The sequence below is a fragment of the uncultured Sphingomonas sp. genome (assembly GCF_913777625.1).
In the GTDB taxonomy this organism is placed as follows: domain Bacteria; phylum Pseudomonadota; class Alphaproteobacteria; order Sphingomonadales; family Sphingomonadaceae; genus Sphingomonas.
Window position 1 is genome coordinate 40,779 of sequence record NZ_CAJYTI010000007.1, and the last position, 24,295, is coordinate 65,073.

At 66.8% G+C, this 24,295-nt stretch carries 19 protein-coding genes and 1 tRNA gene; 12 read left to right on the plus strand and 8 right to left on the minus strand.

The window, feature by feature from the left end:
• The first annotated feature begins 124 nt into the window (after positions 1-124).
• The gene (gatC, locus tag QZ814_RS03670) at positions 125-412 is read left to right on the plus strand and encodes an Asp-tRNA(Asn)/Glu-tRNA(Gln) amidotransferase subunit GatC (protein ID WP_294329738.1); all 288 of its coding nucleotides are present in this window, start codon (positions 125-127) and stop codon (positions 410-412) included.
• Positions 409-1,890 carry an Asp-tRNA(Asn)/Glu-tRNA(Gln) amidotransferase subunit GatA gene (gene gatA, locus QZ814_RS03675; protein ID WP_294329739.1) on the plus strand — a complete coding sequence of 494 codons (1,482 nt, stop codon included), beginning with the start codon at positions 409-411 and terminating at the stop codon, positions 1,888-1,890. Before gatC ends, gatA begins: the two co-directional genes overlap by 4 nt.
• A gap of 150 nt (positions 1,891-2,040) precedes the next feature.
• On the opposite strand, the gene QZ814_RS03680 is transcribed toward gatA, so the two are convergent.
• On the minus strand, positions 2,041-2,997 hold the full coding sequence (locus tag QZ814_RS03680; protein ID WP_294329740.1) for a glycosyltransferase family 2 protein: 957 nt from the start codon (positions 2,995-2,997) through the stop codon (positions 2,041-2,043).
• Positions 2,998-3,127: 130 nt separating this feature from the next.
• On the opposite strand from QZ814_RS03680, the gene gatB reads away from it, so the two are divergent.
• Together gatB and QZ814_RS03690 are read left to right on the plus strand one after the other, a co-directional pair.
• Positions 3,128-4,639, plus strand: a complete 1,512-nt coding sequence (gene gatB, locus QZ814_RS03685; RefSeq protein ID WP_294329741.1) for an Asp-tRNA(Asn)/Glu-tRNA(Gln) amidotransferase subunit GatB — start codon at positions 3,128-3,130, stop codon at positions 4,637-4,639.
• A 13-nt stretch (positions 4,640-4,652) separates the two neighbouring features.
• Positions 4,653-5,270: a peptidylprolyl isomerase gene (locus QZ814_RS03690; protein WP_294329742.1), complete on the plus strand. Its 618-nt coding sequence runs from the start codon at positions 4,653-4,655 to the stop codon at positions 5,268-5,270.
• A gap of 6 nt (positions 5,271-5,276) precedes the next feature.
• On the opposite strand, the gene QZ814_RS03695 is transcribed toward QZ814_RS03690, so the two are convergent.
• The 3 genes from QZ814_RS03695 to QZ814_RS03705 are packed head-to-tail and all read right to left on the minus strand — an operon-like array spanning position 5,277 to position 6,414.
• A complete protein-coding gene (locus tag QZ814_RS03695) occupies positions 5,277-5,996 on the minus strand; it encodes a Crp/Fnr family transcriptional regulator (RefSeq protein WP_294329743.1) in 720 nt (239 codons plus the stop codon).
• 28 nt (positions 5,997-6,024) lie between these two features.
• Positions 6,025-6,213 (minus strand): hypothetical protein, encoded by a 189-nt coding sequence (locus QZ814_RS03700; RefSeq protein ID WP_294329744.1) that lies wholly within the window; start codon positions 6,211-6,213, stop codon positions 6,025-6,027.
• Positions 6,214-6,231: 18 nt separating this feature from the next.
• A complete protein-coding gene (locus tag QZ814_RS03705; protein WP_294329745.1) occupies positions 6,232-6,414 on the minus strand; it encodes a hypothetical protein in 183 nt (60 codons plus the stop codon).
• Positions 6,415-6,526: 112 nt separating this feature from the next.
• On the opposite strand from QZ814_RS03705, the gene QZ814_RS03710 reads away from it, so the two are divergent.
• Together QZ814_RS03710 and tig are read left to right on the plus strand one after the other, a co-directional pair.
• Positions 6,527-6,611 (plus strand) — tRNA-Leu (locus QZ814_RS03710).
• Between the two features lie 58 nt (positions 6,612-6,669).
• Positions 6,670-8,277 (plus strand): trigger factor, encoded by a 1,608-nt coding sequence (tig, locus tag QZ814_RS03715; RefSeq protein WP_294329746.1) that lies wholly within the window; start codon positions 6,670-6,672, stop codon positions 8,275-8,277.
• 198 nt (positions 8,278-8,475) lie between these two features.
• On the opposite strand, the gene QZ814_RS03720 is transcribed toward tig, so the two are convergent.
• From QZ814_RS03720 to QZ814_RS03730, 3 genes are read right to left on the minus strand one after another with little or no spacing between them, the layout of a single operon-like run.
• Positions 8,476-9,966 carry a glycoside hydrolase gene (locus QZ814_RS03720; protein WP_294329747.1) on the minus strand — a complete coding sequence of 497 codons (1,491 nt, stop codon included), beginning with the start codon at positions 9,964-9,966 and terminating at the stop codon, positions 8,476-8,478.
• A complete protein-coding gene (locus tag QZ814_RS03725; RefSeq protein WP_294329748.1) occupies positions 9,963-11,318 on the minus strand; it encodes a glycoside hydrolase family 27 protein in 1,356 nt (451 codons plus the stop codon). The genes QZ814_RS03720 and QZ814_RS03725 overlap by 4 nt, the downstream gene beginning before the upstream one ends.
• A 59-nt stretch (positions 11,319-11,377) precedes the next feature.
• Positions 11,378-12,085, minus strand: coding sequence for a FadR/GntR family transcriptional regulator (locus QZ814_RS03730; protein ID WP_294329749.1), 708 nt, complete (start codon positions 12,083-12,085; stop codon positions 11,378-11,380).
• 217 nt (positions 12,086-12,302) lie between these two features.
• Here QZ814_RS03730 and QZ814_RS03735 point away from each other — a divergent pair, with 217 nt between their 5' ends.
• The 6 genes from QZ814_RS03735 (at position 12,303) to QZ814_RS03760 (ending at position 23,612) form a co-directional block, all read left to right on the plus strand.
• The gene (locus QZ814_RS03735; RefSeq protein ID WP_294329750.1) at positions 12,303-15,059 is read left to right on the plus strand and encodes a TonB-dependent receptor; all 2,757 of its coding nucleotides are present in this window, start codon (positions 12,303-12,305) and stop codon (positions 15,057-15,059) included.
• A gap of 100 nt (positions 15,060-15,159) precedes the next feature.
• Positions 15,160-16,665 carry a tryptophan halogenase family protein gene (locus tag QZ814_RS03740; protein WP_294329751.1) on the plus strand — a complete coding sequence of 502 codons (1,506 nt, stop codon included), beginning with the start codon at positions 15,160-15,162 and terminating at the stop codon, positions 16,663-16,665.
• A gap of 71 nt (positions 16,666-16,736) precedes the next feature.
• On the plus strand, positions 16,737-19,988 hold the full coding sequence (locus QZ814_RS03745) for a glycoside hydrolase family 2 TIM barrel-domain containing protein (RefSeq protein WP_294329752.1): 3,252 nt from the start codon (positions 16,737-16,739) through the stop codon (positions 19,986-19,988).
• Between the two features lie 38 nt (positions 19,989-20,026).
• On the plus strand, positions 20,027-21,535 hold the full coding sequence (locus tag QZ814_RS03750; RefSeq protein ID WP_294329781.1) for an alpha-L-arabinofuranosidase C-terminal domain-containing protein: 1,509 nt from the start codon (positions 20,027-20,029) through the stop codon (positions 21,533-21,535).
• A gap of 17 nt (positions 21,536-21,552) precedes the next feature.
• The gene (locus QZ814_RS03755) at positions 21,553-22,887 is read left to right on the plus strand and encodes a family 43 glycosylhydrolase (protein ID WP_294329753.1); all 1,335 of its coding nucleotides are present in this window, start codon (positions 21,553-21,555) and stop codon (positions 22,885-22,887) included.
• Positions 22,888-22,988: 101 nt separating this feature from the next.
• Positions 22,989-23,612 carry a superoxide dismutase gene (locus QZ814_RS03760; RefSeq protein WP_294329754.1) on the plus strand — a complete coding sequence of 208 codons (624 nt, stop codon included), beginning with the start codon at positions 22,989-22,991 and terminating at the stop codon, positions 23,610-23,612.
• A 47-nt stretch (positions 23,613-23,659) separates the two neighbouring features.
• Here the strand turns inward: QZ814_RS03760 and QZ814_RS03765 are convergent, their stop codons facing one another.
• Positions 23,660-24,235, minus strand: a complete 576-nt coding sequence (locus QZ814_RS03765; RefSeq protein ID WP_294329755.1) for a hypothetical protein — start codon at positions 24,233-24,235, stop codon at positions 23,660-23,662.
• Positions 24,236-24,295 lie beyond the last annotated feature (60 nt).

Below are 24,295 nucleotides of genomic sequence, written 5' to 3' on the forward strand. Positions count from 1 at the left end.
AGCATAAACAGGCGGGGACGCAATCGCGTTCCGGCCAGTGTTGCGTGCGAAGGATGCAACCGCAAGTGCCGAAGCGCGATCGGGGCGCTTGAAGGGGCGCGGCTCGGCTGTTAGGCGCAATGCCATGTCCGTAGACACCGCAACCGTGAAGAAAGTGGCGAACCTGGCGCGTATCGCGATCAGCGACGCCGACGCCGAGCGCCTCGCGCCCGAACTCAACAACATCCTGGGCTGGATCGAGCAGCTCGGCGAGGTCGACACCAAGGATGTCGCGCCGATGACGGCGGTGATGCCCAACACGCTGCGCCTGCGGCCGGACGTGATCACGGACGGCAACCAGCGCGATGCCGTGCTGGCGAACGCGCCGCAGGGCGATCATGGCTTCTTCACGGTTCCGAAGGTGGTGGAATGAGCACGCTGACCGATCTGGGCGTCGCCGCCATCCGCAACGGCGTGCGCGACGGCGACTTCTCCGCGCGCGAAGTGGCCGAGGCGTTCAACACGGCTGTCGCCGGTGCCAAGGCGCTCAATGCCTTCATCGTCGAGACCCCCGAGCATGCGCTGGCCGCCGCCGACGCCGCCGACAAGGCGCGGGCCGCGGGCGAGACGCTCAAGCCGCTGGCCGGCGTGCCGATCGGCATGAAGGACCTGTTCGCCACCAAGGGCGTGCAGACCACCGCCGCCAGCCGCATCCTCGAAGGCTTCAAGCCGGAGTATGAATCCACCGTCTCGCACAAGCTGTGGGACGCGGGCGCCGGCATGCTCGGCAAGCTCAACCTCGACCAGTTCGCGATGGGCTCGTCGAACGAGACCAGCTATTTCGGCAACGTGATCTCGCCGTGGCGGCGGGGCGAGGGCGACACCACGCCGCTCGCGCCCGGCGGCTCCTCGGGTGGCAGCTCGGCGGCGATCGCGGCGCGGCTCTGCCCGGCGGCGACCGGCACCGACACCGGCGGCTCGATCCGCCAGCCGGCGGCGTTCACCGGCATTTCAGGTATCAAGCCCACCTATGGCCGCTGCTCGCGCTGGGGCGTGGTGGCATTCGCCTCCTCGCTCGACCAGCCGGGGCCGATGGCGCACGACGTGCGCGACTGCGCGATCCTGCTTGAGGCGATGGCGGGCTTCGATCCCAAGGATTCGACTTCGCTCGACATGGCCGTGCCGGCCTGGGAGGCGGGCCTCTCCGCCGATCTGCGCGGCAAGCGCGTCGGCATCCCGGCCGAGTACCGGATGGACGGCACGCCGGCCGAGATCGAGGCGCTGTGGCAGCAGGGCATCGACTGGCTGAAGGATGCGGGCGCCGAGATCGTCGAGGTCAGCCTGCCGCACACCAAATACGCGCTGCCGGCCTATTACATCATCGCCCCGGCCGAGGCCTCCTCGAACCTCGCCCGCTATGACGGCGTGCGCTATGGCCTGCGCGAGCTGGCCGAGGGCCAGAACCTGCAGGACATGTACGCCGCCACCCGCGCCGCCGGTTTCGGCGACGAGGTGAAGCGCCGCATCCTGATCGGCACCTATGTGCTCTCGGCAGGCTTCTACGACGCCTATTACACCCAGGCGCAGAAGGTCCGCACGCTGATCGCGCGCGACTTCGACAATGCCTGGAGCCAGTGCGACCTGCTGCTCACTCCCACGGCGCCGAGCGCGGCGTTCGGGCTGGGCGAGAAGGTCGATCCGCTGGCGATGTATCTCAACGACGTATTCACCGTGCCGGCGAGCCTCGCCGGCGTGCCCGCTATGAGCGTGCCGGGCGGGCTGGACGCGGCGGGCCTGCCGCTGGGCCTGCAGATCATCGGCAAGCCGTTCGACGAGCAGGGCGTGCTCAACGCCGGCCTCGCGATCGAGCAGCGCGCGGGGTTTGCAGCGCGTCCGAAGGCCTGGTGGTAATCTAAAGATCCTCCCCGGAACGGGGAGGGGGACCGCGCTGCGCCGCAGCGTGGTGGAGGGGGATCGCAGCGAGGGACTCGCTTGTGGAGGGCCCCCTCCACCATTCGCTGGCGCGAATGGTCCCACCTCCCCGTGCCGGGGAGGATCTTTCTACCCCTGCACGATCGGCACGGCGAGGTAGGCCAGCCGTCGCACTTCGCGCCGGCCGCGCACCACCGTGTCGAGGATCAGCCCGGTAAAGAAGCTCAGCGTCGCGACGATCGACAGGCCGGTGACCAGTACCGCCGTCGGCAGGCGCGGCACCTGGCCGGTGTGCCAGTAGGTGATCGCCAGGGGGATGGCGAGCAGCACCGCCAGCAGCGCCAGCACGCCTGCGATGCCGCCGAAGAACAGGATCGGCCGTTCGATCCGGAACAGCGTGACGATCGTGTTCAGGATCCGCCAGCCGTCGCGATAGGTGGAGAGCTTGGAGGTCGAGCCCTCGGGCCGCGCTGCATAGGCGGTGACGATCTCCGCCACCGGCATGCGCAGTTCCAGCGCGTGGATGCTGATCTCGGTCTCGATCTCGAACCCGGCGGAGAGCACGGGAAAGCTCTTCACGAAGCGCCGCGAGAACACGCGGTAGCCCGACAGGATGTCGCTGAAGCTGCGGCCGAACAGCTGCGCCAGCATGCCGGTGAGCATCCGGTTGCCGAACCGGTGCCCGCGCCGATAGGCCAGCTCCACCTCGGACTTGCGCGCGCCGACCACCATGTCGAGCTGTTCGTCGAGCAGCCGCTCGATCAGCGCAGGCGCCGCATCGGCGTCATAGGTAAGGTCGCCGTCCGAGAGGACGTACACGTCCGCCTCGATATCGGCGAACATGCGGCGGACGACATTGCCCTTGCCCTGCATCCGCTCGCTGCGCACCACGGCGCCGGCGGCTTGCGCCACCTCGATCGTCCGGTCGCGGCTGTTGTTGTCGTACACATAGACCGTCGCGCCGGGCAGGCTGGTGCGGAATGCCTCGACGGTGCGGGCGATCGCCACCTCTTCGTTGTAGCAGGGCAGCAGCACCGCCACCCGCAGACCCGCAACCCGTTCCTGAAATCCAGCCTTCACCGTCATGGTCCCCGACGCTTCCCGATCGGCGGCGCCTAGTCGACTCGGGCACGCCGCGCAATTGGGCGCTGGACCTGAGGACGACGACGCGCGATAGGCAGAGCCACGCATATTCCCATTACCTTGTGAAGAGCACATGGCGACCAAGACTGCATCGAGCTACCGAATCCAGGGCGACACCGGCGAATGGGAGGTCGTGATCGGCCTCGAGGTTCATGCCCAGATCACGTCGCAGGCCAAGCTGTTTTCCGGCGCGGCGACCGCATTCGGGGCCGAGCCGAACAGCCAGGTCAGCCTGGTCGACGCCGCGATGCCGGGCATGCTGCCGGTGCTCAACGGCGAGTGCATCCGCCAGGCGGTGCGCAGCGGCATGGCGATCGGCGCGGTGATCAACAAATGGTCGCGCTTCGATCGCAAGAACTATTTCTACGCCGACAACCCCCAGGGCTACCAGATCAGCCAGCTCTTCCACCCGCTGGTGGGCGAGGGGCAGATCACGATCAGCCTGGACGAGAAGGATCCCGAAGCAGAGGTGAAGGCGATCGGCGTCGAGCGCATCCATGTCGAGCAGGATGCCGGCAAGCTGATCCACGACCAGCATCCGACGCGTTCCTATGTCGACCTCAACCGCGCCGGCGTGGCGCTGATGGAGATTGTCTCCAAGCCCGACATGACCTCGCCGGCCGAGGCGGGCGCGTACCTGTCGAAGCTGCGTTCGATCCTGCGCTATGTCGGCTCGTGCGACGGCAACATGGACCAGGGCTCGATGCGCGCCGACGTCAACGTTTCCGTCCGCAAGCCCGGCGATCCGCTCGGCACGCGGACCGAGACCAAGAACGTCAACTCGGTCCGCTTCGTGATGCAGGCGATCGAATATGAGGCCCGCCGCCAGGTCGAGGTGCTGGAGAGCGGCGGCCGCGTCGTGCAGGAAACCCGCCTGTTCGATCCGGACAAGGGCGAGACCCGGTCGATGCGCTCGAAGGAAGACGCGCAGGACTATCGCTACTTCCCCGATCCCGACCTGCTGCCGCTGGAGCTGGACGATGCGTTCCTCGAGGAATGCCGCGCCAGCCTGCCCGAGCTGCCCGACGCCAAGCGCCGCCGCTACGAGGAGTCGCTGGGGCTCAGCGCCTATAACGCTGCTGTGCTGACCGCCGAGGCGGAGACGGCACGCTGGTTCGAGGCGCTGCTCGCCGAGAGCGCGCGCATCCAGAAGAAGGGCGAGCAGGAAGTCGCCCGCGCGGCGGCCAACTGGCTGCTCTCGGACCTGTACGGGGCGCTCAACCGCCTCGGCAAGGGCATCGACGAAAGCCCGGTCAGCCCCGAACAGGGCGCCGAGCTGCTCGCGCTGGTCGCCGACGGCACCATCTCGAACACGCTGGGCAAGCAGGTGTTCGAGATCATGCTCGAGACCGGCGATGCGCCGGGCAAGATCGTCGAAGAGCGGGGCATGAAGCAGACCAGCGACACCGGCGCGATCGAGGCCGTGATCGCCGAGATCCTGGCCAAGAACCCGAACCAGCTCGAGCAGTACCGCGCCGGCAAGGAGGCGCTGTTCGGCTTCTTCGTCGGCCAGACGATGAAGGCGATGGCGGGCAAGGCCAACCCGGCGGTGGTCAACGAGCTGCTCAAGAAGGCGCTGAGCTAAGGGAGGCGAGGGGATGCTGCGTCGACTGGTCGTCCTGGCCCTGTGCCTGGTTCCGCTGGCCGCTTCGGCGCAGACCGCGCCCGCGCCGGCATCCCCACCTGCCAACCCGAAGGTCGCGCTGGAAACCAGTGCCGGCCGGATGGTGGTGGAGGTGTATCTCGACAAGGCGCCCGTCTCCGCGCGCAACTTCCTGCGCTATGTCGATACCAAGCGGCTGGACGGGGTGGTGTTCTACCGCACGGTCAAGCCGGCCGACCATTTCGGCTTCGTCCAGTTCGGTATCCAGAACGCAGCCGCGAAGATGTTCCCGCCGATCAAGCATGAGCCGACCAGCGAAACCGGCGTCAAGCATCTGGACGGCACGCTTTCGCTGCCGCGCCTCGCCCCCGGCAGTGCGCGCGGCGAGTTCACCATCATGGTCGGGGACCAGCCGTCGTTCGATGCGGACCCGAGCAAGCCCGGCGACAATCTCGGCTATGCCGCGTTCGGCCGGGTGATCGAGGGCAAGGAGGTGCTGCTCAAGATCTTCGACGCACCGACCTCGCCGACAAAGACGATCATGGGCAGTTTCAAGGGCGAGGTGCCCGAAGCACCGGTGAAGATCTCCTCGGCGCGGCGCATCGCCGGTTGAGGGGCGTCAAAGCGCCTGCGGGTCGAGATAGAGATAGCCGGGATCGAATTCGGCGAGTCGCTTGAGGCCCGACAGGTCCTGGAACGAGACGCGGCCGGCGCGGAACTCGACCAACCCGCGCTCGCGCAGTTCACGCAGCACGCGGTTCACATGCACGGGCGTGAGGCCCAGGCATTCGGCCAGCTCGGCCTGGCTCATGGCCAGCGCATACCCGTCCGCTTCGGCGAGACCGACGACGCCGAGCCGCACATGCAGTTCACAAAACAGGTGGGCGGCACGCTGGATGGCCGAACGGCGGCCCAGCGACACTTCCCATTCCCGGTGGATTGCGGCGTCGACGTTCGTCGAATACCACATCACCCGCGTCAGGTGCGGCATCGTCTCGGTGATCTTACGGAGCCGCGTATGCGACGAACGGGCGATGGTGCACGGAGTCAGCGCCAGCAGCGCATGGTCCAGGCGCTTTAGGGTGAAGCCGTGGAGATCGGCGAAATCACCCGCGACATGCACATGGGTGATCTGGCGCTGGCCGTTCTTGAGGTCCTTGTACCGGCCGACCAGTCCGTCGAGCAGCAGCGTGGAGTAATTGAGTTCCTCGCCGGCGCGCACGATGGTGCGGCCGGCGGGGTGGACGACGGTATCGACGATCGTCTCGCGGATCGCCGCTTCCTCCTCCGCGCTGATCGTGTCGCGAAGGCGCAGTTTGAGTAGATGGCGTTCGATCATCGTGGCGGCTCGGCTCCGGTCGCGGGGCTTATTGCTGGTTGAGATCCTGGTTCTTCACGACGCCGTCGGCGCCGTTCTCGCCGCCGGCACCCAGCGGCACGGCCCGCTTCAGCGGCAGGCCGTCCTTGGCGGCGGCATCGGCGGCGTCGGAGCGTGCCTCAACGGCCTGCTGGATGTCGGAGCGGGGATCTTCGCGGTCGTTGGTGGGATCAGGCATATGCATTTCCTTCAGGGTTCAGGCGACGGGCTGGCCCGGAGTGATGCCGGGGTCGATGCTGGGCGTGGTCTCGGGTGCAGGCACGTCGATATCGGGGCCGGGCGGAGCGATCTCGGGCGGCGGCCCGCCCGGCTGACCCGGATTCGGCGCGGGTGCTTCCGCAGGCGGCGTGGTAGGCTGGATGGGGGGCTCTACCGGCATGAAACTTCTCCTGTTCGTTTCAGCTCCAACGCCTCGCGACACCCAAACGTTGCTTCGTGCTTGCCCCCAACCCCATGACTGCTATAGAGCCCGCCGACCGGCGGTGTCCCCTGCGGGCGTGGCGGAACTGGTAGACGCGCTGGATTTAGGTTCCAGTATCGAAAGATGTGGGGGTTCGACTCCCTTCGCCCGCACCAGTCCTCGCGGCTGATGTGTGGTACACCGCAATTCCGAATTCTTTTAGAAAGCGTGAGAATGCAGACTGTCGAGACGTTGAACGAGGGCCTGAAGCGCGCCTTCACGCTGAAGATCACCGCCCAGGAAATCGACTCGAAGGTCGATGCCGAGGTCAAGCGGGTCGCGCCGCAGATTCGCATGCCGGGCTTCCGCCCGGGCAAGGTGCCGACCAATCTGGTCCGCAAGATGCACGGCGAAGCGCTCGCGCAGGACGCGCTCAACAGCTCGATCCAGGACGGCATCCAGCAGCTGATCGCCGATCACAAGCTGCGCCCGGCAATGCAGCCCTCGGTCAGCCTCGAGGGCGACTATGCCCCGGGCGGCGACGCGGAAGTGAAGGTCGAGCTGGAAGTGCTCCCGGACGTTCCGACGCCCTCGATCGACGGCCTGAAGCTCGAGCGCCTGACCGTGCCGGTCAAGGACGAGGAAGTGCAGGAGCAGCTCCAGCAGCTCGCCAACCAGCAGAAGCGCTTCGACGATGCGGCCGAGGGCCATGCGGCGACCAAGGGCGACCAGGTCGTCATGGACTTCGTCGGCAAGGTCGACGGCGTCGCCTTTGACGGCGGCACCGGCGAGGGCATGGCCGTCGAGCTCGGCTCGGGCCGCCTGATCCCGGGCTTCGAGGAGCAGCTCGAAGGCGTGAAGGTCGGCGACGAGAAGCAGCTCAACGTCACTTTCCCGGAAGATTACGGCGCCAAGGATCTGGCCGGCAAGGCCGCGACCTTCGACGTCAAGATCACCGCCGTGCAGACCGCCGGCGAGACCAAGATCGACGACGACATGGCGAAGGCGTTCGGCCTCCAGGACCTGGAGCAGCTGACCGGCCTGCTGAAGGGCCAGATCGAGCAGCAGCTCAACGGCCTGACCCGCACCCACATGAAGCGCAAGCTGCTCGACCAGCTCGCCGCCGGCCATGACTTCCCGGTCCCGCCGTCGATGGTGGAAGCCGAGTTCGACCAGATCTGGCACCAGCTCGTCCACGAGACCGAGCATGAGGAAGATCCGGCCGCGGCCCTGGCCGAGCTGGAAGGCGAGCGCGACGAATATCGTGCAATCGCCGAGCGCCGCGTGCGCCTGGGCCTGCTGCTCAGCGAGATCGGCACCGCCAACGGCGTCGAAGTGACCGCGCAGGAAATGAACCGCCTGATCGCGCAGGCCGCTCAGCAGTACGGCCCGCAGGATCGCCAGCGCTTCATCCAGTATGTCCAGCAGGAGCCGATGGCAGCTGCCCAGCTGCGCGCCCCGCTGTTCGAGGACAAGGTCGTCGACTTCCTGTTCGACAAGGCCGAGATCACCGATCGCGAAGTGACCAAGGAAGAGCTGGAAGCCGCGATCGAGAGCGAAGACGGTTTCGCCTCGGGCACCCACGTCCACGATCACGACAACCACAAGCCGAAGAAGGGCAAGAAGGCCGAGGCTTCGGACGAGGCCGGTGAGGACGCCAAGCCTGCCAAGAAGCCGGCTGCCAAGAAGGCCAAGGCCGAAGACGCCGAGCCGGCCGCCGAGGGCGATGCCGAACCGGTGAAGAAGCCGGCCAAGAAGGCTGCGAAGGCCGAAGGCGAGGGCGAGGAAGCCGCGCCGAAGCCGAAAAAGGCAGCGGCCAAGAAGAAGGCCGACGCCGAGTGATCTGAAAGGGGCCGGAACGAACGTTCCGGCCCTTTTTCTTTGAGGGTCTTCCATCCTCCCCTGGAAGGGCAGGTGGCGCGCGAAGCGCGACGGAGGGGTGTAGACGCCAGTGTGTCGTACACCTGCCCAGCCGGGACACCCCTCCACCACCGCCCGTGGCGGCGGTCCCCCTCCTCCTCCGGGGGAGAATATTCAGACTCAGCGCAGCGCCACTACCAGCGTCGTGATGGCCCCGGGCTCCGCCAGCGCCACCGCCTGCACCGCCGCCGCATCGTGCGTCGCGTCGGTCACGATCCGCTCGACCACCCGCGCACCCGCCACGCCGATACGCAGCTGTCGCGGCACCACGCCGCCATTGACGTGCACCAGCACCAGCCGCTTGCCGTCGGGCGCCACCGCGCCGACCGTGTCGTCGTCGTCCACCGGCACCAGCCGATAGCCCGGCCGGATGTAGCGGCTGAACTGCGCCATCGCCCAATATTTGCGGGTGAGGTGGATCGGATGCGCGCTGGCGTCGGCGGGGGTATAGGCCATCTTCACCAGCCCCCAGTTGCTGCCGCCTGCGCTGCCGTCGCCCTTGTCGCTGCTCTGGCGCTCCACCGCCTGCCAGAACACCCAGGCGACCGGCTCCAGCCGCTTGAGGTCGTGGACGACATGCTCGGCGAAGGCCAGCGGCGAGGCCATGCCGTCGAAATTCTCCGGGTCCTTGTCGAGCGGGGTGTCGTTCTCGCTCATCCACAGCCGGATGCCGTGCGCGCGGGCGATGTCGCGCACCGCGGTCTGGTGGATGGTGCCGTAGCTGTGGACGTTGAGCTGGCCGATCCGCGCCCGCGTCGCCGCCGGATAGCCCTGCCAGTCGCGAACGAAGAGGTGCGAATTGGTCTCGTCCGGCGCGGCGATCACGGTTTTCAGGCCATGGGCCTTGAGCGCACGATCGGCGGCATCGATCATCATCGCCTGCCGCGCCGGGCTCCAGTGCGCGCCCTCCTGGGTATTGGCGGCGAACCAATAGTCGGTGTTCGGCTCGTTCACCGGCGACAGCGTGCGAAAGGTGATGCCGTGTGCCTGTTGCAGCCTGTCCACCACGATCGCCAGATACTCGGCGAAGCGCGCTTCCTGGCCGGGGCGGAGGTTGTCGTCGGTGCCCTTCTCGGCGCCCGAGACCTTGCCGCTGACGGTCATGAACCAGGGCGGAGAGTTGGAAAAGGCCTCGAAGATCGGCGCCTTCACCCGGCGGCGGATCGCATCCAGCCACCAGCGCTGGTTGGCATCGGCCGACCAGTCCCACATCGCCGGATCGGCGGGGTTCCACCAGTCCGTGCCCGTAGCGCCTGCGGGACGGCGCCAGAAGCCTGGCACATCCGCGCCAGGCCGAAGATAGGGCTTGGTCTCGGGTGCGTCGCCGCCGCCGATATTGTACCGCGCGATCGTCCAGCCGAGCCCCTGGGGTCCATAGAACAGGTCGGCGAGCTTCTCGCGCACCGGATCGGGATAGCCGCCGGTGACGTGGGCGAACCAGGCAAGCGCGGTGCCCCAGCCCTCGAAGGGTTGACCCGGCCGCTGGAGATCGGGCCGTAGCGTCACCGTCACCGTCACCGCCGGCTCGGCGGCAGGGGGCGGGGGGATGGTCTGTGCGAGCGCGGTGGGGGAGGCTGCCAGCAGCAGCGACAGGGCAAAAGTACGGATCATGCCGGGATCACTCGGTAGAGGGCGGCACCATGGGGCGGCAGCGTGCGGGTGAGGCGGAGCGGGCTGGGTCCTTCGTCCTTGCCCTCCCACAGGTTGCGGACCTGCACCCTGCCTGACAGGCCGAGCAGCCGCAGGTCGAACGCCGCCTCGCCAGTCTTTTCGCCCGTGTTGAACAGCGCGACATAGTGGCCGCCGGTGTTTGCACGCGCGGTCCACACCCGGCGATCGTCGGCGACGAACCAGGGCCGGTTGTCGCTGCTCGCCTGGTTCACGGCGAGCACCTCGCGGTTGGTGAGCAGCGCGCGGGTGGGCGCATCGAGATGGCGCAGGTCGCCGCCCATGATCAGCGGCGAGCGCGCGATCGACCACAGGGTCATCAGCGTACGCTGCTCGTCGGGCGTGAACTTGGTGTCGCGCTGCCCGAGGGCGAGCCGACCGAGCGGCAGCATGTCGGCGTCGGGCCAGGCGCCGGGGCGGGCGTGGGGGCTCCAATTCGCGAGCCGGGTGAACTGCGCCTCCAGCATCTTCCAGTCGTCCCAGAAATCGTCGGAGATGCGCCACATCTGCGCGTGCCGGGCAACATGGTCGGCACGCGGCACGGGCGTTTCGCCGGGCGAGAGGCTTAGCAGGATCGGCCGCCCGCTCGCCTTGATCGCCTTGGCCGCCGCCTCGATTTCGGGGGCATGGGCGTCATAGGGCCGGCTCATGTCGTCCATCTTGACGAAGTCGACGCCCCAGGCGGCGAGCAGCGCGAAGACACTGTCATAATAGGCCTGGGCGCCGGACTTGCGCATGTCGACGCCGTACATGTCCGGGTTCCACGGGCAGATGCTCGACCTGTCGGCAATATCGGCGGCGCGGATGCCGGTGGTGCCGAGCACTGGCAGGTTCCGCTCCACCGCCAGCCTGGGAATGCCGCGCATCAGGTGCACGCCGAACTTCATGCCGAGCGCATGGACCTTGGCTGCGATCGTCGCGAAGCCCTTGCCGTTCGCGGCGGAGGGGAAGCGGTTGGGCGCGGGGAGCAGGCGGCCATATGCATCCAATGTCGGCGCCGGCTTCGCGCTATAGGTGTAGCTGCTCGCCTCGGGCTCGTACCATTGGATGTCGATGGTGAAGATCGTGTAGCCGAACGGCAGTAGCTCGCGCGCCTGGATCGTCGCGGTCTCCAGCGCCTGCGCTTCCGTGATGGTCGTGGCAAAGCTGTTCCAGCTGTTCCAGCCCATTGGCGGGGTAGGGGCCAGCAGCGGGGTCTTGGCAGTGGCGCCGGCGGCGGGCGCAGCGGCCAAGCCTCCCAGCACAGCCGCACCCTGTAGAAGACCGCGCCGATCGATGTGAGTGCCTTCGCGCATCCGTGCCTCCCTTTTTTGTCTGACTAAACAGCCGGGGAGGGAGCGTCAACGGAGTTGGCTCAGGGTTTCAGCGACAATTCGGTATCCTCGTGCGCCTGCAGGATCAGCGTGATGCACGCTGCCTTTGCGGCCTTGGCATCGCCATCGGTGATGGCCGAGAACAGGTCGCGGTGCAGCGGAATTGAGTCCCGCAACTGCTTCGCCTTACGCGCCTTGAACAGCGCGGTCGCGCGCACGGCGGTGCCGATGCTGCCGGAGAGGCTGACCAGCAGGTCGTTGCCGGTCGCCTCGAGCAGGATGTTGTGGAACTGCTGGTCGGCGGCCTGACCTTCCGCCGTGGCCAGCCCCATTTCCTCCATGATCTCCAGCGCGTGCCCCATCCGCCCGATCTGGCGGGTCGTGCGGCACGTCGCAGCGAGTTCTGCGGCGGCAGGCTCCACGATCATGCGGAGCTGGAACAGGTTCTCGACAAAGGCGACCGGCGGTTCGGCCTCGAACATCCAGGCGAGGATGTCCGGATCGAGCAGGTTCCAGTCGCCGCGGTTGCGGATCCGGGTGCCGGCCTTGGGCCGGCTCTCGATCAAGCCTTTTGCTGCCAAAATGCGCAGCGCCTCGCGCACCACGCTGCGGGAAACCGCGCGGGTCTCCGCCAGCTCGAATTCGCCCGGCAATATAGCCCCGGGAGGGTACGTGCCGGTAACGATCGCGATCCCCAGTGTGCGCGCGATCGATCGATGTGCGGGGCTGCGCTTTTTCTCGCCTGCCAATCCTGTTCCCCCTGCTTTCCCGACCGATCTTGGTCGCTCTTCGCCCTCGACACCACCCAGGAAATGAACGCAACGCGAATCATACTTGTCTTACAATTGAAGCTCGGTATATTGTCAGACAACTGGTCGAGGCACGCGCGAAGGCGCGGCACGCAGGCCAGGGATGAGGGAGGATCAGATGAGGGTGAACACGCGAATTTCGTTGTTTGGCGCGTCCGTGATCGCGCTTGCCGTCGCAGGTTCGGCGCCGGCCTTTGCCCAGCAACAGGGCGGCGCGCAGGCGGGAGACCAGGGCCCGGAAGAAATCGTCGTCACCGGCGTGCGCGAGAGCCTTCGCTCCGCTGCTGCGCTGAAGCGCAATGCCGACCAGATCGTCGATTCGGTGCAGGCGCAGGACATCGGCAAGCTGCCGGACGCGAACACCACCGAAGCGCTGCAGCGGATCACCGGCGTGCAGATCCAGCGTCGCTACGGCGAGGGCGCGACCGACTTCGACCACCGCACCCAGCCGGCGATCACCGTGCGCGGCCTCACCCAGGTGCAGAATTTCCTCGACGGCCGCGCGGTCTATTCCGCGTCGGGCGGCCGCGCGTTCGACCTGGAAGGCGTGCCGCCGGAACTGCTTTCGGGCATCGACGTCTATAAGAATGCGCCCGCCAACATCATCGAAGGCGGCGTGGGCGGCGCGGTCAATCTGCGCACCCGCAAGCCGTTCGATTCCCCCGGCCAGGTGATCAGCGCCACCGTTCGCGGCAACTATTACGACCGCGCCGACAAGCCCGGCTATGCCGTGTCGGGCCTGTACAGCAACCGCTTCAAGGTGGGCGAGGGCGAACTCGGCGTGCTGATCAACGCCGTCTATTCCAAGAGCCAGTATCGCCAGGACGGTCTGCTGATCGGCCCGTTCGACACGGTGGCGCCGGGCTCGATCGCGGGTGCGCCGGCGAATGCGCAGATCCCCTACGGCCCCGAAATCTACGACGACAAGGGCGATCGCAAGCGCCTGGGCGTCGCCGGCGCGATCCAGTGGAAGCCCAGCGACGCGCTGCTGATCACGGCGCAGGCGCAGGTGACCAAATACTGGTTCAACCGCACCGGCGCCTATTATTACGATTACAGCAACCGCTCGAACATCCGCGACGCCAACGGCAATGTCACCAGCTACGGCACGGCGCCGGCGCCGGGGGCGACCTTCACCTTCAACAAGGAAGGCTATGCGACCAGCGGCACGCTGGCGCCGATCGCGTTCGAAACCGGCCGCTACGACCAGCAATTGTGGAGCGCGAGCAAGAACTTCACGCTGAACGCCGCCTGGAAGCCGACCGACCGGCTCAAGGTCAATTTCGACGCGCAGTATCTCCATTCCTATTACAATGCCGATCGCAACGGCCATGTGCTGTCGATGTACACCCAGTCGGGCCAGACCTCGCTGACCACGCCGCACCCGCTGACCGTCGATTTCGACCTGCGCGGCAAGTATCCGCGGTGGGACGTGCAGCAGCAGGGCGTGCTCAACAACCCGGCGAACTACACCACGCCCTATATCGCGGACTCGCTGCAGCGGAACGATGCCGATACCTATGCCCTCGCATCCGACCTCGAATACGATCTCGAGGGCGGCTTCCTGAAGAAGCTGCGCGGCGGCCTGCGATATGCCGACAACAGCATCGACCTGCGCGGTACCTGGCACGGCGTGTGCGTGACGGCACTCGGTGCGGACCCCAGCTGCAGCGCGCCGGCGGGTACGCCGCTGGTGCCGCTGAGCAAGAACCCGCAGCTGGCGATGCCGGGGCCGTCCAAGAACTGGTTCGACGGCAACACCGTGAAGGGTGGCCTGCTCTACCCGGCGTTCCCGGCCGGCGACGGCGTCTGGGCGCAGACCAAGGCGCTGTACGCACTGCTCGGCGCGACGACGCAGGACAGCTTCAAGCCGGGCGACCTCAACCACCAGACCGAGAAGACCTATACCGGCTGGGCGATCGCCGATTACGGCTTCGATATCGGCGGCGTCAGCTTCGACGGCGGCGTCGGCGTGCGCGTGGTGAAGACCAAGACCACCTCGGTCGGCACACAGTTCAACAATGACGGCACCTCGGCGCCGATCAGCCTGGGCAAGGACTATACCAAGGCGCTGCCCAGCTTTAACCTCCGCGCCAAGCTGACCGACACCTTCCAGATGCGCTTCGCCTATTCGAAGGGGCTGGCGCGGCCGAATTTCGATCAGCTTTCGACCAACCTGACGCTCAACAACCCGAACCAGATCAACCCGGTCACCGGCCATCCGAGCGCGAGTTCGGGCAACCCGCGGCTCAACCCGATCCGGTCCGACAATTTCGACGTGACCGCCGAATGGTACTTCGCGCCGAGCGGGTCGCTCACCGGCGGCCTGTTCTACAAGAAGGTCAACGGCTTCCTTGCCGGCGGCATCGTCACGGGCGTGTTCAACGGCGTCACCTACGACATCAGCACCCAGGTCAATTCCGGCAACGGCACGGTGAAGGGCGCGGAGATCGGCTACAACCAGTTCTTCGATTTCCTGCCCGGGCCGCTGAGCGGGCTGGGGCTCCAGGCCAACTACACCTATGTCGACTCCAGCGTGACCAACCCCTTCGCGGTGGCGGGTACCAATACCCCGCAGCAGCTGCCGCTCGAGAAGCTGTCGAAGCACAGCTACAACATCGTCGGCCTGTACGAGAAGGGCCCGGTCACCGCGCGCGTGGCCTGGACCTGGCGCTCGAGCTATCTCGACCAGACCCAGGGCAGCGGTGCCAACGGCATCCCGCAATATGCCGCGCCCTATGCCTCGCTCGATGCGTCGATCAGCGTGAACCTGACCAAGCAGATCGCGGTCTCGGCAGACGTGGTGAACCTCAACAACCGGATGAACCGGATCTACATCGGCACGCCATCCGCCCCGCTGCGGTACGAACTCAACGACCGGCGATTCGGCCTGTCGCTGCGGGCGACCTACTGAGCATCGCGGCCGGGGCGAGAGACCGCTCCGGCTGCGCTTTGTCGAAGGGGGCGCAGGTGACGATTCTTCGGAAGATCCTCGGTTACGGGCGGCGTGTTCCATGAGCGCGCCGCTTTCGCACATCGCCATTGTCGGCGGCGGCACGGCGGGCTGGATGGCCGCTGCCGCGCTTGCCCGCGTGCTCGACACGCGCACCATCGCCATCACGCTGGTCGAATCCGAGGCGATCGGGACGGTGGGGGTCGGGGAAGCGACGATCCCGCCGATCCAGGCCTTCAACGCACTGCTCGGGATTGACGAAGCCGAATTCCTCCGCGCGACCAGGGCGACGGCCAAGCTGGGCATCGAGTTCGTCGACTGGCGCACGGAGGGCAGGCGGTACTTTCACCCATTTGGAACGCACGGGGTCGATTTCGGCGCGATCCCTTTCGAGGCGATCTGGCAGCGCGCGCGCCTGGATGGAGATGCGGCGCCTCTGGAAGTCTATTCGATCTGTGCGGCGGCTGCCCGGCTCGGACGCTTCCAGCCGCCGGTGACGAGCGGCAACAACCCCTTGGCCCATATCGGCTATGCCTATCATTTCGACGCGGCGCTCTATGCCGGGTTTCTGCGCGGAAAGGCCGAGCAATGGGGCGTCCGGCGGCAGGAAGGACGGATCGTCGGCGTCCAGCGGGCCGAGGATGGCGGCATTGCCGCGGTCGTGCTGGAGTCCGGCGTGGAGATCGGCGCCGATTTCTATGTCGATTGCTCGGGATTCCGTTCGTACCTGCTTGGTGAAACGCTCGGCGTCCCGTTCGAGCATTGGGGGCAGTGGTTGCCCAATGATCGCGCGGTCGCCGTACCGTGTGCGCTGGGGCCGGAGGGTCGCACGCCCTTCACCCGCTCCACCGCGCGCGGCGTCGGCTGGCAGTGGCGGATCCCGCTCCAGCACCGCGTCGGCAACGGCCTGGTATATGCGAGCGAGCACTGTTCGGATGCGGCCGCAGAAGCGCTATTGCTTAGCAATATCGAGGGTGCAGCCCTGGCGGAGCCCCGGCTGCTGCGCTTCGAGACGGGGCGCAGGGCCCGGTTCTGGGAGCGGAATTGCGTGGCACTCGGGCTCGCCAGCGGCTTTCTCGAACCGCTGGAATCGACCAGCATCCATCTCGTCCAAGCGGGCATCGCGCGGCTGCTGGAGATGCTGCCGGTAGGCGGTGGCACGCCCGCCGATATCCGTCGCTACAACCGGCTGATGGCGACCGAGTTCGAAACCATCCGAGACTTTCTCATCCTGCATTTCCACGCCACCGCCCGCGACGACACCGACTATTGGCGGCGCCTTCGCACCATGGCGCTGCCGGACAGCCTGGCCGAACGCATCGCCATCTACCGCGCCAGCGGGCGCCTCTATCGCGAGGCGGACGAGCTGTTTTCCAAGACCAGCTGGCTCGCGGTGCTGCATGGGCAGGGGATCGATCCGACCGGCTATGACCCGATCGCCGACGGCATGGCGCGCGAGGATGCACGCGCAAGGCTGGCGCGCATCGCCGAGGTGACCGCGCTCGCTGCTACCCGCATGCCCGTGCACGACGCCTTTCTGCGCGCGCAGGGTGGCATGGCGGGATAAAAATACTCCGAGAAATTTGACCGAAACAATCAGCCTTTGCAGTATGGCCCCACGGGGCGGGAGGAATCAGCGTGAACAAGTTTGGGTTGCTGGCGGCGGTGGGCACGATCGCGCTCGCCGCTGGCATGGGGATGGCACAGGACGGACCGAAGATCGGCGACGCCCCGCAGGTCCAGCCGGTGCAGGTCGATCCGCGGCGCCCCGATTGGGAAAACCCGGCGGTGTTCGCGCGCGGCAAGCTGCCCGCCAGCGCTACCCAGTTCGCCTATGAGAGCCGCGCGGCCGCATTGGCCGGCGACCCGGCGAAGTCCAGCCGCTATCTGCTGCTCGACGGCCAGTGGAGTTTCCATTTCTCCCCCTCGTCCGACGCGGTGCCGGACGGCTTCGAGAAACCGGACTATGACGTCGCCGGGTGGAAGCGCATCAAGGTCCCCGCCGACTGGCAGGCCGAGGGCTATGACCAGGCGCGCTACAACAACATCACCTATCCCTTTCCGGCGAACCGCCCGCTGATCCCGCATGCGACCAATCCGGTCGGCTCCTATCGCCGCGACGTCCAGCTGCCGGCGACCTGGTCCGGCCAGGACGTGATCCTCCACATCGGCGCGGCCGGATCGGCCTACCGCGTGTGGGTCAACGGCGTCGAAGCCGGCTACTCCGAGGATTCCAAGCTGCCGTCCGAGTTCGACGTCACCAAGCTGGTGCATGCCGGGCGCAACACCATCGCCATTCAGGTGCATCGCTGGTCGGATGGCTCCTATCTGGAGGACCAGGATTTCTGGCGGGTTTCGGGGATCGAGCGTTCGGTCTATCTGGCGGCTGTGCCGAAGGCGCGGGTCGCCGACCTGTTCGTCCATGCGGGGCTCGACGCGGCGTACAAGGACGGCAAGCTCTCGACCGAGCTGACCCTCACGGATCGTGCCGCCCCGCTCACCGCGCGCATGACGCTGCTCGATGGCGACAAGCCCGTGCTGGTCCGCGAGACGCAGCTGGCCGCGGGCCCCGCGCAGAAGGTGACGCTGGCCGCCGACATGCCCGACGTGCGCGCTTGGACCGCCGAGACGCCCAATCTCTACACGCTGCTCGTCGAACTGGTCGATGGCGAGGGCAAGCTGGTGCAGGCGACCCCGCAGCGCATCGGCTTCCGCACCGTGGAGATCAAGAACGGCCTCGTCAGCGTCAACGGCAAGCCGATCACGATCCGCGGCGTCAATCGCCACGAGCATGATCCGGAGACCTTCCACGTCGTCAGCCGCGCGTCGATGGAGCACGACATCCAGCTGATGAAGCGGGCCAACGTCAACGCGATCCGCACCTCGCACTATCCGAACGACCCCTATCTCTACGAGCTGGCGGATCGCTACGGCCTGTACGTGCTCGACGAGGCGAACATCGAGAGCCATGCGTACATGGATTATGCCAACAAGCATGGCGAGCGCCGCGCCGAGCTCCAGGTCGGCTTCGACCCCGCCTGGAAGGACGCGCACGTCTCCCGCGTGGTCAACATGGTCCAGCGCGACAAAAATCACCCTTCGGTGATTATCTGGTCGCTGGGCAACGAAGCGGGGATCGGGCCGAATTTCGCGGCAGCCGCGGCGGCGGCGCGTGCGGTCGATCCCGGTCGGCTGATCTCGTATCTCGGCTGGGGCACCTGGGACGGGATCCAGGATCACCGGCCGAACGACTATGCCGACATCTACGCGCCGATGTACGATCCGGCGGTGAAGCTGGCGGACTATGCCACCAACTGGAACTTCAAGCAGCCGGTGATCCAGTGCGAATATGCTCATATGATGGGCAATTCGGGCGGCGACCTGAAGGACTATTGGGACACGATCTACGCCCATCCGAACAAGCTGCAGGGCGGCTTCGCGTGGGACTGGGTCGACCAGTCGATGTATCGCTATACCAAGGACGGCCGCCGCTATTGGGGCGATGGCGGCGAATATGGGCCGAACCCGGGTGGTGACATCGAGTTCGGCGACGGGCTGCTCCAGTCCGATCGCACGCCCAACCCGCAGCTGTACGAGCTGCGCAAGGTCTATGCGCCGATCCAGTTCGACGGGTTCGACGCGGCGAGCGGTACGGTGACGGTGCGCAACCGGCACGATTTCCGCGATCTCTCCGGCTTCACCTTCGAATGGGAAGTCCAGGAGAACGGCGTCGCGGTGGCGACCGGCACGCTGGCGACGCCGGACGTGGCGGCGCACGGTGCGGGCACGATCGCGTTGCCGCTCGCGGGGCTGGGCCGCAAGCCGGGGGCCGAATATTTCGTCACGATCCGGGCGCGGGCCAAGGCCGATGCGGTGCCGCTGGTGCCGGGCGGCGCGGTGATCGGCTGGGAGCAGTTCGCGCTCGATCCGGCATTCCGCTCGGCCGAGGTCGCGGCACCCAAGGGGCGCGTGAGCACGCAGGACGGGCAGGGGGCGATCACCCTCTCCGCCGGCGGCGCGACGCTGATGGTGAACCGCGCGACGGGGCTGGTCGATCGCTATGCGGCCAAGGGCAAGACGCTGCTCAGCGGCGGCGCACCGCATTTCTGGCGTGCGGTGACCGACAACGACATCGGCATCGGCACCGAGAAGCAGCTCGCCGCCTGGAAGGCGATGAGCGAGACGCGGACGGTCGAGGCTGTCCAGGTGCAGGATCTGGGTGAGGACGGCGCCGAGATACGCGTCGCCTATGCGATGGGCGGCGGCACGGTGCGCTTCACCAGCGTGTACCGGATGGGCGGCGACGGTTCGGTTACGGTCGACGGCCGGTTCGAGCCGATCGCGAAGCAACTGCCGCCGCCGTTCCGCATCGGCCTCGCCTTCACCACGCCGGGCAGCCTCAAGACCGTGGAATGGTATGGCCGCGGCCCGCACGAAAGCTATGTCGATCGCAAGACCTCGGCCCCGATCGGCCTGTGGCGCGGCGCCATCGCCGAGCAGAACCATGACTATATCCGCCCGCAGGAGACGGGGAACAAGATCGACGTCCGCTGGATGGAGCTCTCGGGTGCCGGTTCCGGCCTGCGGGTGGCTGGCGACATCCCGCTGATGATGAACGCGCTTGCCTTCCCCTATGCCGATCTCGACCGGCACGCGCCCGGCAGCTGGAAGAGCACCGATGTCGTGCCCAAGGCGCAGGGCACGCTGCTGATCGATGCGGCGCAATGGGGCGTCGGCGGCGACACGCAGTGGAGCGAGTTCGGCAAGCCGCTCCCCAAATACCGCACCCAGCTGGTGCCGACGTCCCTCCATTTCCGCCTGATCCCCTTTGCGGGCCAAGGCACCACCCCAGCCAAGGCGCGCCCGGCGCGTGCGACGGAGAAAGAATAATGCGAAGCCTTATCAGCGCGATTGCGCTCATCGCCGCGATGCCTGCCGTACCCGTTCTGGCGCAGACCAGCGGCGACGCCGTGACCGTGCATGGCGACCAGCCGGGTGCCAAATATGATCGCCGCCTGTTCGGCCAGTTCGCCGAGCATCTCGGCGCCGGCATCTATGGTGGCCTGTACGTGGGAAGCGACAGCAAGATCCCCAACGTGAAGGGCTTCCGCCGCGACGTGATCGACGCGTTGAAGGCGATCAAGGTGCCGGTGATCCGCTGGCCGGGCGGCTGTTTTGCGGATGAATATCATTGGCGGGAGGGCATCGGCCCGAAGTCGAAGCGTCTCGTCAAGGTCAACACCAACTGGGGCGGCGTGACCGAGGACAATGCCGTCGGCACCAACGAGTTCATGGACTTTACCGAGGTGGTCGGCGCCGAGCCCTATGTCTCGGGCAATGTCGGCACCGCCAATCCGAGCGAAATGGCCGAGTGGGTCGAGTATATGACCTCGCCGACCCAGTCGACGATCGCCAACCAGCGCCGCGCCAATGGCCGCGACAAGCCGTGGAAGCTGACGATGTTCGGCATCGGCAACGAGCTATGGGGCTGCGGCGGCAACATGCTGCCGGAATATGCCGCCGATGTCACGCGCCGCTACGCGACCTTCCTCAAGGTGCCCGAGGGGCAGAAGCTGATGAAGATCGCCAGCGGCGCCAACTCGGCCGACTACAACTGGACCGACGTGATGATGCGCAAGGCCGGTGGCGAGATCGACGGCATCGGCGTGCATTACTACACGGTACCCGGCCCTTGGGAGAAGAAGGGCCCCGCCACCGGCTTCGACGAGGAAAGCTGGGCGCGCACCCTCTCCAAGACGCTCAAGATGGAAGAACTGCTGACCGAGCACAGCAAGGTCATGGACAAGTATGACCCCAAGAAGCGGGTCGCGCTGCTCGTCGACGAATGGGGCACCTGGTACGATGTCGAGCCGGGCACGAATCCCGGCTTCCTATACCAGCAGAACAGCCTGCGCGATGCGATGGTCGCCGCGCTCAACTTCAACATCTTCGCCCGCCATGCCGATCGCGTGCGCGGCGCCAATATCGCGCAGATGGTCAACGTGCTGCAGGCGATGCTGCTCACCGACGGCGCCAAGATGGTGAAGACGCCGACCTATTGGGCGTTCGACCTGTACAAGGACTATATGGACGGCACGGTGCTGCCGGTCGACGTGCAGTCGCGCTGGTACAACAAGGACCAGTGGACGATGCGCGCGGTGAGCGCCAGCGCGGTGCGGGGCACCGACGGCGTGGTCCATGTCGGCCTGGTCAATGTCGATCCCAACCAGCCGGCGAGCGTCAGCGTCAAGCTCGACGGCGTGAACGGTACGCAGGTGACCGGCAAGATCCTCACCGGTGCGACGATAGACGCGCATAACGACTTCAAGGCGCCCGACGTCGTGAAGCCGGCGGCGTTCACCGGCGCGACGCTTTCGGGCGGCACCCTGACGGTGCAGGTCCCGGCCAAGGCGATCGTGATGCTCGACGTCAAGTGAGCAGGGCGGTCCTTCTGATGGCGGCGGCGGGCTTGCTCGCCGCCGCCGACGCCCCGGCCCCGCGCTGGGATACGCCCGGGGACGGCAACCCGCTGATCCCGGGCTATTTCGCCGATCCGTCGATCGTCCATGACGGTGGCAAATGGTACCTCTACGCCACCATCGATCCCTGGGGCGCGGACACGCTGGGGATGTGGACCTCCAGCAACGGCCGCGACTGGACCTTTTCCACGCCCGCCTGGCCGACCAAGGCGGCGGCGACCAGCCCGACCTCCGGAGACTCCAAAGTCTGGGCGCCCTCGGTCGTGAAGGCGAAGAACGGGCGCTGGTACATGTATGTCTCGGTCGGCTCCGAGGTGTGGGTGGGCAGCGCGCCGTCGCCGGCCGGGCCCTGGGCCGATGCGAACGGCGGCAAGCCGCTGATCGCCAAGGATTTCGCGCCCGCCTATCACATGATCGACGCCGAAGCCTTCGTCGATGAGGACGGCACCGCCTATCTGTACTGGGGCTCGGGCCTGAACTGGACCAACGGCCACTGCTTCGTGGTCAAGCTGAAGCCGGACATGGTCAGCTTCGACGGCAAACCCAAGGACGTCACGCCCGCCCATTATTTCGAGGGCCCGTTCCTGGTGAAGGCGGGGCGCCACTATGTCCTCACCTATAGCGACGGCAAGACGACCGAGGAAACCTACAAGGTCCGCTATGCCGTCGGCGATACGCCGGTCGGCCCGTTCCGCGAGGGGCCGGACAGCCCGATCCTGTCCACCGACAAGGCGCGGCAGGTATTCAGCCCGGGCCACCACGCGATCTTCCGGGTCGGGGCGCAGCCCTATATTCTCTACCACCGCCATTCACTGCCCTGGCCGCGGCCGGGCGACGACGCGACGCTGCGCCAGATCGCGGTCGATCCGCTGACGATCCGTGACGACGGCACCATCGCGAAGGTGGCGCCCAGCCATGGCAGCGCGGTTGCGGGCTTCGTCGCCCGCCGCACGCGCGGTCTCCCCGTCACGCTCGAGGGCGCGGCGGTGGACGCGGTGCATGCGGCCGAACGGGCAGGGGACGACAATTACGCGACGCTCTGGCGCCCGGCACCGGGCGCTGCGCCGCTGCTCGTCGCCGATCTCGGCAAGCTGCGGCCGGTTCGCACGGCACAGTTGCGGATGGAATATGCCAACCGCCCCTATGACGTCGCGATCGAGGCGTCGGCCGACGGCACGCACTGGCGGGGCGTAGCGTCTAAGCCCGGCGCCAGTGGCTCGCCGATCACGCTGCCGCTGAACGTCACCGTCCGGTATCTTCGCCTGCGCGTGCCCGCGGGCGCAGGCGTGTGGGAGTGGCAGCTCTTCTGATCGGCAGCATCGATCAGGGGCGAAACAAAAAATGTTGCGGCGTGACGCCGTCCCATGCGTTAGGCGGGCGGACAAGCTTTCCAATGCCAGAGGAGCATGACATGGCCTTCGAACTTCCCGAACTGCCCTACGCAAAGGACGCGCTCGCGCCGCACATGTCGGCCGAGACCTTCGACTTCCACCATGGCAAGCACCACAAGGCCTATGTCGACAACTGCAACAAGCTGGTTGCCGACATTCCCGAGCTGGCCGGCGCGAAGCTGACGGACGTGATCGCCTATGCCAAGGACAAGGGCAACAAGGGCCTGTTCAACAACAGCTCGCAGATCTGGAACCACAGCTTCTTCTGGCAGTGCCTGACGCCGAACTATGCGGCGCCCACCGGCAAGCTGGCCGAGATGATCACCCGCGACTTCGGCAGCCACGAAGCGTTGATCGAGAAGCTAAAGGCGGAATCGGTCGGCCACTTCGCGAGCGGCTGGGGCTGGCTGGTGCTCGACGGCGACACGCTGAAGGTCACCTCGTTCCATGACGGCGATTCGCCCGTCGCGCACGGCGTGAAGCCGCTGTTCACGATCGATGTGTGGGAACACGCCTATTACATCGACTATCGCAACGCGCGCCCGTCGTTCGTCGACACCATCCTGACCAAGCTGGCCAACTGGGAGTTCGTTGCCCAGAACCTCGACGGCGAAGGCGCGAGCCGCGCCGACCAGCAGGGCTGATCTGCTTCCGGCCTCCGCACTCGCCCTGGGTGCGGAGGCTGGTCTTCCTATCGCTGAATCCAGAGATCCCACGGCGTGCCGCCGCCGTCGCTCTGGCATTTCCCTGCGATCGTCCGGCCGTCTTCGCTGAGGGTTCCCTCGCAGCGGCCCTGATCGCCACTTTCCGTGTCGACGAACCGATAGCGCAGCACGCGGCCCTCGATCCTGCCCTCGCCGGTTCCCGCCGGCTTGCCGTTATGCAGCGACTCGTAATGGATCTGCGTGGCCTGCTGGGTGAAGCGGAAGCGCCAGCCGTCGTTGCCATGCCAAGCGCCGGCAATTTCGGCGGTCGCGATTCCACCGGTAGCGGTGGGCGTGGGGGCAAGGCCGGGCGTAGCGCTGGCGGAGGGCGCCGGCGTCGGCGCCACCTGCGCCTTCGGGCTGCCCGTCGCGACGAAGATCGAAGTGCCGAATCCGATGGCGCCCAGGAAGATCATCCCGAAGGCCACCAGCTTCACCCGATCGTCGGAGCGCTGGAAAAAGCGCCAGGCGAGAAAGGCGAGCACCAGCACGAGCAGCGACAACACGCCGAGATTGCTGCTCGCCGCCGCCTGGATCACCTTGGGTACGTCGAGATTGCCCACCGCGCATCCCCCTCGCGCCGAATCGACGCAAGCATAGAGCCTTTTCACCTTCGGTGAAGC

What these genes read in the sequence shown, in the direction of transcription:
- QZ814_RS03750 (WP_294329781.1), top strand. Translation starts at nt 20,027, where the DNA reads ATGCCTGCCGTACCCGTTCTGGCGCAGACCAGCGGCGACGCCGTGACC.
- tig (WP_294329746.1), top strand. Translation starts at nt 6,670, where the DNA reads ATGCAGACTGTCGAGACGTTGAACGAGGGCCTGAAGCGCGCCTTCACG.
- gatA (WP_294329739.1), top strand. Translation starts at nt 409, where the DNA reads ATGAGCACGCTGACCGATCTGGGCGTCGCCGCCATCCGCAACGGCGTG.
- QZ814_RS03705 (WP_294329745.1), bottom strand. Translation starts at nt 6,414, where the DNA reads ATGCCGGTAGAGCCCCCCATCCAGCCTACCACGCCGCCTGCGGAAGCA.
- QZ814_RS03700 (WP_294329744.1), bottom strand. Translation starts at nt 6,213, where the DNA reads ATGCCTGATCCCACCAACGACCGCGAAGATCCCCGCTCCGACATCCAG.
- QZ814_RS03760 (WP_294329754.1), top strand. Translation starts at nt 22,989, where the DNA reads ATGGCCTTCGAACTTCCCGAACTGCCCTACGCAAAGGACGCGCTCGCG.
- QZ814_RS03695 (WP_294329743.1), bottom strand. Translation starts at nt 5,996, where the DNA reads ATGATCGAACGCCATCTACTCAAACTGCGCCTTCGCGACACGATCAGC.
- QZ814_RS03755 (WP_294329753.1), top strand. Translation starts at nt 21,553, where the DNA reads ATGGCGGCGGCGGGCTTGCTCGCCGCCGCCGACGCCCCGGCCCCGCGC.
- gatC (WP_294329738.1), top strand. Translation starts at nt 125, where the DNA reads ATGTCCGTAGACACCGCAACCGTGAAGAAAGTGGCGAACCTGGCGCGT.
- QZ814_RS03725 (WP_294329748.1), bottom strand. Translation starts at nt 11,318, where the DNA reads ATGCGCGAAGGCACTCACATCGATCGGCGCGGTCTTCTACAGGGTGCG.
- QZ814_RS03690 (WP_294329742.1), top strand. Translation starts at nt 4,653, where the DNA reads ATGCTGCGTCGACTGGTCGTCCTGGCCCTGTGCCTGGTTCCGCTGGCC.
- QZ814_RS03740 (WP_294329751.1), top strand. Translation starts at nt 15,160, where the DNA reads ATGAGCGCGCCGCTTTCGCACATCGCCATTGTCGGCGGCGGCACGGCG.
- gatB (WP_294329741.1), top strand. Translation starts at nt 3,128, where the DNA reads ATGGCGACCAAGACTGCATCGAGCTACCGAATCCAGGGCGACACCGGC.
- QZ814_RS03680 (WP_294329740.1), bottom strand. Translation starts at nt 2,997, where the DNA reads ATGACGGTGAAGGCTGGATTTCAGGAACGGGTTGCGGGTCTGCGGGTG.
- QZ814_RS03720 (WP_294329747.1), bottom strand. Translation starts at nt 9,966, where the DNA reads ATGATCCGTACTTTTGCCCTGTCGCTGCTGCTGGCAGCCTCCCCCACC.